The organism is Rhizobacter sp., assembly GCF_031412075.1.
Classification (GTDB): domain Bacteria; phylum Pseudomonadota; class Gammaproteobacteria; order Burkholderiales; family Burkholderiaceae_C; genus Rhizobacter.
In genome coordinates, this window is the sequence record NZ_JANOCG010000521.1 from 1 (window position 1) to 8,939 (window position 8,939).

Here is an 8,939-nt window from a genome sequence, read left to right on the forward strand (position 1 = left end):
GCGCGAGCGCCGCGTCGTCCATGCGGAAGTGCGTGGTCGACGCGGGGTGGATCACCAGCGAGCGGCAATCGCCCACGTTGGCGAGGTGCGAAAACACCTTCAGCGCTTCGATGAAAGCCTGGCCCTGCGTGCGGTTGCCCTTGAGGTTGAAGCTGAACACCGAGCCGCATCCTTTGGGCAGCAGAACTTTGGCCAACGCATGGCTGGGGTGGTGCGGCAGCTCGGGGTATCCCACGCTATCGACCATCGGGTGCGAGGCCAGGTGGTCGACCACCTTGCGCGCATTGCCCACATGCCGCTCCATGCGCAGCGACAGCGTCTCGATGCCTTGCAGGATCAACCACGCCGTGTGCGGGCTCATGCAGGCGCCGAAATCACGCAAGCCCTCGCGGCGTGCGCGCAGCAGAAACGCGCCGACGGTGCTCTCTTCGCTGAAGACCATGTTGTGGAAACCGGCATACGGCTGGTTCAGCTCGGGGAAGTGCGCGTGTTTGTCCCCCGCGGCGCTCCAGTCGAACTGCCCGCTGTCGACCAGCACGCCGCCCACCACCGTGCCGTGGCCGCTCAGGAACTTGGTGGCCGAGTGGTAGACCAGGTCGGCACCGTGATCGAAGGGCTTGATGAGGTAGGGCGAGGTCAGGGTGGAGTCGACCAGCAGCGGCAGGCCATGCTCGTGTGCAATGGCGCTGATGGTGGGGATGTCGAGCACATCCAGCCCCGGGTTGCCGAGCGTTTCACCGAACAGCAGCTTGGTTTCTGGCCGGATGGCCGCGCGCCAGCCGTCGATGTCGCCCGGTTTCACAAACGTGGTGCTGATGCCGAAGCGCGCCAGCGTGTAGTGCAGCAGGTTGTGCGAGCCGCCATACAGCGCGCTGCTCGACACGATGTGCGAGCCCGCACCCGCCAGCGTGGCAATCGCCAGGTGCAGCGCGGCTTGCCCGCTCGCGGTGGCGATGGCGCCCACGCCGCCTTCGAGTGCGGCCACGCGTTCTTCGAGCACCGCGGTGGTGGGGTTCGAGATGCGGCTGTAGACGTGGCCCGAGCGCTCCATGTTGAACAACGAAGCGGCGTGGTCGCTGCTCTCGAAGACGAAGCTCGTGCTGAGGTAGATGGGCACTGCACGTGCACCGGTGGCCGGGTCGGGCACCGCACCAGCGTGCAGCGACAAGGTGTCGAATCCGGGGTCGGAATGGCCAGGCATGGGGAGCTCTCCGCGTGAAATCGCTTCTGTTGCTCACGAAGATTGTGGGCTATATTGGCCCGACACCTGCCACGGGAGATCACCCATGAAAGTCGCAGACATCCTGCGTGTCAAAGGCGGCACGCTGTTCACCGTGTCACCCGAACTGGCGCTGGGCGAAGCGCTGCAAACCATGTCCGAGCGCGACATCGGCTCCCTGGTGGTCATGGACCATGGCGACCTGGTGGGCATGCTCACTTTCCGCGAGGTCATCCTCGCCGTGGTGAAAAACGGTGGCAGCGTGGGCAACACCACCGTGCGCGGCGTGATGGACGACCACCCGCTCACCTGCACCCCCGAAACCGAGATCGACGAAGTGCGCCGCATGATGCTCGAGCGCCACGCGCGCTACATGCCCGTGATGACCCAGCGCACCTTGATGGGCGTGATCTCCTTCTACGACGTGGCCAAGGCGGTGGTCGACAGCCAGGACTTCGAGAACCGCATGCTCAAGGCCTACATCCGCGACTGGCCGGTTGAAGAGCAACCGCGCGACGAGCAAGTGCAGAGCTGACGGGGCATAAAAAAAGCCCGCACTGTTGCCAGCGCGGGCTGTAAGGAGGTCTCTCGACCTCTTGTTCAACCAGGGAGAGTGATCAGAAGCTGTGGCGCACGCCGAGCGCGAGCTCGGTGATGTTGCGGTCGCTGGCGTTAGTCAGGTTGGCCGGCAGGCTGGTTGCCCAGCGGTTGGCATAACCGGTGCCTTCGTTCTTGAAGCGGGTCAGCGACGAGTAGATCGCGGTGCGCTTCGACAGGTCGTACTGGTAGCCCGCGCCCAACGCCTGGGTCTTGCCCTCGGCCACGTTCTCGGCCTTGTTCTGCACGTACTGCGCCTTGATCAAATGCGCGCCCGAGCGGTAGTCGGCGCCGATCCAGTAGCCCTGGCCGTCGGCATCGGTGCTGCGCTTGTCGTCCACCGAGACCACGCCGGCCGTCACACGCGCCGGGCCGAAGCTGTAGGCAGCGGCGCCCGAGATGCTGCGCACTTGCAGGCTGGCGGCTTCGGCCTTGTCGTCGACCAATGACAACATGGCGTCGAACGGGCCGGCCGTGTAGCGCGCCCAGACGTCGGCCACGCGGTTGCGCGTGGTGCCGCCGCTGACTTCGCCCATGCCCCACAAGGCACCGACCTTCAGGCCGCCGAACGAGGCGCTTTCCAGTTTCACCGAGTTGTTCACACGGGCCGGGCCGCCGTTGAGCGTGGCCGAGTTGGCGCTGCCGCGCACCGGCTCGTAGCCACCGAAGCCGCCGATCACGGCCGTGCTCGGGCCGTAGTTGCCATTCGAGAACTCGCTGAAGTCGCCGGTCAGCGCGTAGATGCCGCCGTACTGGCGGCCGAGGGTGACCTGGCCGATGCCGGCCGAGCTGATGCCGACGAAGGCCTGGCGGCCCCAGAAGGCGCCTTGGCCGTTGGTGCCGTCGTCGAGGTTGATGCCGCTTTCGAGGGTGAACAGGCCGCGCAGGCCGCCGCCGAGGTCTTCATTGCCGCGAAACCCGATGCGTGAGCCGGCGAGGCCGCCGGAGGTGACGCGGGTCAGGCGGTTGGCGCTGTCGGCAAACTGCACATACGAGTCGGCCACGCCGTACAGCGTGACGCTCGAGGTGGTGGTCTGCGCCATGGCGCTGCTGCCAGCGGCGAGGGCGATGGCGGTGAGAGCTAAATTCTTCTTGAATGTCATTTGAAACTTCTCCAGTCAGTAACCGAACCCACATGGGCCGTGCGCCGGATACTAAGGAGATGCTGCAGTGCGACAAAGGTGCGCGGCCGCAAGAGCCACTTGCCGATCTCGCAACAATCGCCGGGCTTGAGATCGCCTTCCTTGCCCCAAGAGGTGAGACGGCCAGGCCCGTAAAATCGCGGCTCCACGCAAGCCCTCTTCAAGGCCCCCATGTCCGGCAGCACCCTCGGCACCCTGTTTTGCGTCACCAACTTCGGTGAATCTCATGGCCCCGCCATCGGCTGCGTGATCGACGGCTGCCCGCCCGGCATGGTGCTGTCCGAGGCCGACATCCAGCCCGAGCTCGACCGCCGCCGCCCCGGCACTTCGCGCCACGTGACGCAGCGCAACGAGCCCGATTCGGTCGAGATCATCTCTGGCGTGTTCGAGGGCAAGACCACCGGCACGCCGATCTGCCTGCTGATCAAGAACACCGACCAGCGAAGCAAGGACTACGGCAACATCCTTCAGACCTTCCGCCCCGGCCACGCCGACTACAGCTACTGGCACAAGTACGGCATTCGCGACCCGCGCGGCGGTGGCCGCTCTTCGGCTCGCCTGACCGCGCCGACGGTGGCGGCCGGCGCGGTGGCGCGCAAGTGGCTGCGGCAGCACTACGGCACCACCTTCACGGGCTACATGACGCAGATCGGCGACATCACCATCCCGTTCGAGTCGCTCGACCACATTCCCAACAACCCGTTTTTCGCCGCCAACCTGAGCGACATCGAGCGGCTCGAGGCCTACATGGACGAGCTGCGCCGCGCCGGCGACAGCTGCGGTGCACGGCTCTTCGTGGCGGCGCAAAAGGTGCCGGTCGGCCTGGGCGAGCCGCTCTACGACCGGCTCGACGCCGACATCGCCAAGGCCATGATGGGCATCAACGCCGTCAAGGGCGTGGAGATCGGCGCGGGCTTTGCCAGCGTCACCCACCGTGGCACGACCCACGGCGACGAGCTCTCGCCCCAGGGCTTTCGCAACAACAACGCGGGTGGCGTGCTCGGCGGCATCTCGACCGGGCAAGACATCACGGTGTCGATCGCCATCAAGCCCACCAGCTCGATCCGCAGCCCGCGCCAGTCGATCGACCTGCAAGGCCAGCCGGCCACGGTCGAGACCTTCGGCCGCCACGACCCCTGCGTGGGCATTCGCGCCACGCCCATCGCCGAAGCGCTGCTTGCGCTGGTGCTGATGGACCACTCGCTGCGCCACCGCGCGCAGTGCGGCGACGTGCGCGTCGACCCCGGCCCTATCCCTGGTCATATCTCCGGCCACATCGGCTGAGGTCTTTCAAACCCAGGGTGCCGCAGCAGATGCGGCACGGTGGATACCCGCGCGCCCTCAAGTTGTGCATGGCGCAGCCGAATACAGGCATGCCAAGCCGTTTCGATGGTTTAGCGCAACTTGGGAGCCTGAGAATGAAAACACCCCTGGGCGGTCAACATTCGGCCTCTGGCGATGTGTCGTCGAAGGGCTTCTTCTCTTACCACGGCGCATGGACCCCGGGTGTGCGCCTGTTCAGCCGCGTGCGGTTCAAGGCCAAGGCGGCGATGGTGTCGCTGATGTTCCTGGTGCCGGTGCTGGCGCTGGGCTGGAGCTTTTACAACGACAAGGCGGCCTCGATCGAGTTTTCGGCCAAGGAGCGCCTGGGCATCGAGTACATCCGCGAGCTGATGCCTGCGCTCAAGCTCGCCGTGCAGCACCGCGCCGCTGCCGGCACTCCGGCGGCCGCCGAGCTGCAGGGCAAGATCGACGCGCAGTTGAAGGTGCTGGCGGCGACCGAGGGGCGTCTGGGCGAAAGTCTGGGCACCCAGCCGCAGTTCACCAAGCTGAGTGAGGCGGCCAAAGCCGTGGTCGGCCAGGCCGGCAAGGCCGACGCTGCAGCCCACGAGAAGCACACCCAGTTCGTCGCGGCCTTGCTCGACGTGCTGGGCCAGGCCACCGATGGCTCCAACCTGATCCTCGACCCCGACCTCGACACCTACTACCTGATGGATTTGTCGACCACACGGGTGCCCCAGCTCATTGAACTGATCGCCCGCATGCAACTGGCCGGCGCGCAGGTCTTGGGCGCAGAGGCCGCACCGGCTACGGCGCGGGTGCTGGCAGACCGCGTGCCGCTGGTCGAATACCACGAAGACCAGGTGCGCATCGGCCTGGTCAAGAGCACCACCGCCACCCCCGAACTCACCGCTTCACTGAAAGCCGACCCGGCGACCAAGACCTTGCGCGCAGTGACCGAGCTGTCACGCGCCAACTTCCTGGGCGATGGCGCCAAGGGCGACAAGCAGGCCTACGCCGAGGCTGCGCGACAGGCGATCGCAGCTCAGTTCGAGTTCTCGACCCGCTTGCTCGACGACCTGGACCGCCTGATCGAAAAGCGCATTGCCGGCATGACCTGGGTGCGCGACCTGACCACCGCGGTGGTGGTCTTGGCCCTGGCGGCCGGCACGTACCTCTTTTACTGCTTCTTCCTCGTCACCCAGGGTGGGTTGCGAGAAATGCAAAAGCACCTCGAAGCCATGACGGCGGGCGATCTCACCACCGTGCCCAAGCCAAGCGGCAGCGACGAGCAGGCCCAGTTGATGGTCACGCTTGCCAACATGCAGGCCTCGCTCCGCGGCATCGTCTCGAAAGTGAGAGGTTCGTCGGACCAAATGGTGCACGCCAGCACCGAGATCGCCGCGGCGGCGATGGACCTCTCGGCCCGTACCGAACAGACCGCCTCCAGCCTCGAGCAAAGCGCTGCGTCGATAGAGCAGATTTCTTCGACCATCAAGACCACGGCCGACAACGCGCAACAGGCGGCCACGGTGGCCGTGGCCAACTCCGGCGTGGCAAGCCACGGGGGCGACGTGATCGGCCAGGTGGTGAACACCATGCAGGAGATCCACGCCTCGTCGAGCAAGATCAGCGACATCATCGGCGTGATCGATGGCATCGCCTTCCAGACCAACATCCTCGCGCTCAATGCGGCTGTGGAAGCAGCCCGCGCTGGCGAGCAAGGCCGTGGGTTCGCGGTGGTGGCCAGCGAAGTGCGCAGCCTCGCGCAGCGCAGCGCCCAGGCCGCCAAAGAGATCAAGGGATTGATCACCAGCAGCGTGGAGCGTGTCGATTCGGGCTCGCGCGTGGTCGCAGGCGCAGGCAACACCATGAAGGAACTGGTGGGCAATGCCAAGCGCATGAGCGACCTGCTGAGCGAGATCTCGATCGCCGCCAAACAAGAAAGCGCCGGTGTGAGCCAGGTCGGTTCGGCCGTGCAAGACCTCGACCGCATGACCCAGCAAAACGCCGCCCTGGTGGAGCAGACGGCCGCCGCCGCCTCGTCGCTCAAAGACCAGGCAGTCGAACTGGCCTCGGAAGTGGCCAAGTTCAGGCTCGTTTGATCCCGCGCTAGGGATGCCACCGGGCGCAACGCCCACCTAAACTCCTGGCTCGGCCCGCCCGTCGCCCACCGGCACGCTTGGGGCCCTTCAATCTGCAGTTTGTCGCAACACCGGTCGGCCAGGGGAACCTGGCCCCTAGACTGCCGCCCGTGACAGCTTCAGACACACAACAAGGCGTTGCCCCACGAGGGTGATCGCGCGCAGGAGAGAGCACGATGGGCATTTCAAAACGGCGGCTTTGGGTCGGCGGTTTCGTGGTCGTGGCCGTGGTGGCCGGCATCGGCCTGGCGGTGGTACCGCGTTTGGGCAACGGGGCCAAAGACGCCCCTTCCAAAGACGGCAAGAAGCCCGAGGTGCCGCTCGAATTCGTGGCCAGCGAAGTGGTGCGGCCGTCGATGGCGAGCATGCCGCTGGTGATCGAATTCTCGGGACCGCTGGTGGCGCCGCGCACGGCGGTGGTGCGGGCCAAGGCGGCCGGCACCTTGCTCGGCCTGCGGGTGGGTGAGGGCAGCCGTGTGAAAGCCGGTCAGCCGCTGGGTGACATCGACCTGGCCGACCTGCAAAGCCGTGTGACCGAGCGCAGCGCGAGCGTCGAGTCGGCGCAGGCGTCGCTGGCCGAAGCCGAGCGGCAGCACGCCGCCAACGTCGGCCTGGCCAGCCAGAACTTCATTTCATCGACCGCCTTGCAGTCGTCGCAGGCCCGGCTGGACGCTGCGCGCGCGCAGCTCAAATCGGTGCAGGCGCAGCTGGCCACGGTGCGGCTCGGTGTGAAAGAAGCGGCGCTGGTGTCGCCTATCGCCGGCATCGTCGGCAAGCGCCACGTGGTGCCCGGCGAGAAGGTCAGTGCCGAGCAGCAGCTGCTGACGGTGGTGGATCTGTCGTCGCTCGAACTCGCCGGCACGGTGGGTACCCACGAGGTGTCGCAACTCAAGGCCGGCCAGGCGGTGCAGGTCACGGTCGAAGGCTCGGTGCAGCCGGTCACCGGCCGCATCGAACGCATCGCCCCGGCGGCCGAGGCGGGCACCCGCTCGATCGGCGTGGTGGTGTCGCTCGACAACCGCAAGGAGCAGTTCCGCGCCGGCCAGTACGCCATGGGCAAGGTGGTGCTGGCCGACGAGGCCAAGCGCCTCACATTGCCGGCCTCGGCCATCGGCAGCACCTCAGGGCAAGAGCAGGTGTGGGTGATCGAAGGGGGCGCCTTGCTGCGCCGGGCCATTACCACCGGGCGGCGCGACGATGCGCAGGCGCGCGTTGAAGTGCTGAAGGGTTTGACGCCCGACTCCACGGTGCTGGCGGCGCGCTTCGACAACCTGCGTGATGGTGCCAAGGCGGCGGTGGTGGCGGCCAAGAGCGCATCGGCGGCATCGGTGTCGGTGGCCGGCTCGGCCTCTGGCGCATCGGTCCAGAAGTAAGGGGCGCAGCATGTGGATGACCCGTGTGGCGATCAACAACCCCGTCTTCGCCACCATGGTGATGGTCGCGCTGTGCGTGCTGGGGCTGTTCTCTTACAGCAAGCTCGGTTTGGAGCAGATGCCCGACGTCTCGCCACCGGTGGCCTTTGTCGACGTGGCCTACCCCGGCGCCTCGCCCGAGGCGGTGGAGCGCGAGATCACCAAGGTGATCGAGGAGTCGCTCAACAGCATTGCTGGCGTCAAGCAGATCACCTCGCGCAGCTATGAAGGCCGCAGCCAGACCAGCGTGCAGTTCACGCTCAACGCCGACATGGCGCGTGCGATGCAAGACGTGCGTGACCGCCTGGGCGTGGTGCAGTCATCGTTCCCGCGCGACGCGAAGATGCCCACCGTCTCGCGCTTCGATAACGACAACAGCCAGCCGGTGGTCGTGATGGCGTTGATCTCGAAGACGCGCAGCACGCGCGAGCTCTCGCTCGTGGCCGACCAGACCGTCAGCAAGCGGTTTCAGCGGGTGGAGGGTGTGGCCAAGATCGACATCACCGGTTTGTCGACACGCGAGCTGCGCATCGACCTCGACCCGGCCCGGCTGCGTGCCTACGGCATCACCCCGGCGCAGGTGAGCACCGCGCTCGCGCAGGCCAACAGCGACCAGCCGGTGGGCCTGCTGACCAATGCGACGCAAGACGCGATTCTGCGGGTGGAAGGCCGTGTGCGCGACCCCAAGCAGTTTGTCGACGTGGTGGTGGGCCACCGCGGCGGCGCACCCGTGACGCTGGGCGACCTGGGCACGCTGGTCGAGCGCGAGCGAGAGCCCGAGTCGGTCTCGCGCATCAACGGCCAGCGCGCCATCACCTTCAACGTGTTCAAGCAGCAAGACGCCAACATCGTGGCCACCGGAGAAGCCGTCAAGGCCGCGATGGAAGAGGTGAAGAAGAACCTGCCCTCGGGCATGGAGATGCAGCTCATCTACGCCAACAGCGACTTTGTCAAAGGCTCGCTCAATGGCCTGCAGCACACGCTGATCGAAGGCGCGCTGCTGACGGTGGCGATCGTGTTCCTGTTCTTGCACTCCTGGCGCAGCACCATCATCACCGGGCTCACGCTGCCGATTGCGGTGATCTCCAGCTTCATTGCCATTTACGCTTTCGGCTTCACGCTCAACTTCATGACGATGATGGCG

General features: G+C 66.3%; 7 protein-coding genes. 5 read left to right on the plus strand and 2 right to left on the minus strand.

The genetic code is table 11. From position 1 onward, the window contains the following. On the minus strand, window positions 1-1,201 hold a 1,201-nt coding region (locus tag RMO40_RS19410; protein ID WP_309724872.1), incomplete at its 3' end, for an O-acetylhomoserine aminocarboxypropyltransferase. 85 nt (window positions 1,202-1,286) lie between these two features. Between RMO40_RS19410 and RMO40_RS19415 the strand changes: the two genes are divergently transcribed. After that, the gene (locus tag RMO40_RS19415; RefSeq protein ID WP_309724874.1) at window positions 1,287-1,754 is read left to right on the plus strand and encodes a CBS domain-containing protein; all 468 of its coding nucleotides are present in this window, start codon (window positions 1,287-1,289) and stop codon (window positions 1,752-1,754) included. An 82-nt stretch (window positions 1,755-1,836) separates the two neighbouring features. On the opposite strand, the gene RMO40_RS19420 is transcribed toward RMO40_RS19415, so the two are convergent. Further along, complete coding sequence (locus RMO40_RS19420) at window positions 1,837-2,919, minus strand: porin (protein ID WP_309724877.1); 1,083 nt, start codon at window positions 2,917-2,919, stop codon at window positions 1,837-1,839. A 210-nt stretch (window positions 2,920-3,129) separates the two neighbouring features. Between RMO40_RS19420 and aroC the strand changes: the two genes are divergently transcribed. From aroC to RMO40_RS19440, 4 genes are all read left to right on the plus strand, one after another. Continuing rightward, window positions 3,130-4,242: a chorismate synthase gene (aroC, locus tag RMO40_RS19425; RefSeq protein ID WP_309724879.1), complete on the plus strand. Its 1,113-nt coding sequence runs from the start codon at window positions 3,130-3,132 to the stop codon at window positions 4,240-4,242. A 134-nt stretch (window positions 4,243-4,376) separates the two neighbouring features. Next, window positions 4,377-6,344, plus strand: a complete 1,968-nt coding sequence (locus tag RMO40_RS19430; RefSeq protein WP_309724881.1) for a methyl-accepting chemotaxis protein — start codon at window positions 4,377-4,379, stop codon at window positions 6,342-6,344. Between the two features lie 215 nt (window positions 6,345-6,559). Next, window positions 6,560-7,756 carry an efflux RND transporter periplasmic adaptor subunit gene (locus tag RMO40_RS19435; RefSeq protein WP_309724883.1) on the plus strand — a complete coding sequence of 399 codons (1,197 nt, stop codon included), beginning with the start codon at window positions 6,560-6,562 and terminating at the stop codon, window positions 7,754-7,756. A 10-nt stretch (window positions 7,757-7,766) separates the two neighbouring features. Beyond that, the coding region (locus RMO40_RS19440) for an efflux RND transporter permease subunit (RefSeq protein ID WP_309724885.1) at window positions 7,767-8,939 on the plus strand (1,173 nt) is incomplete at its 3' end.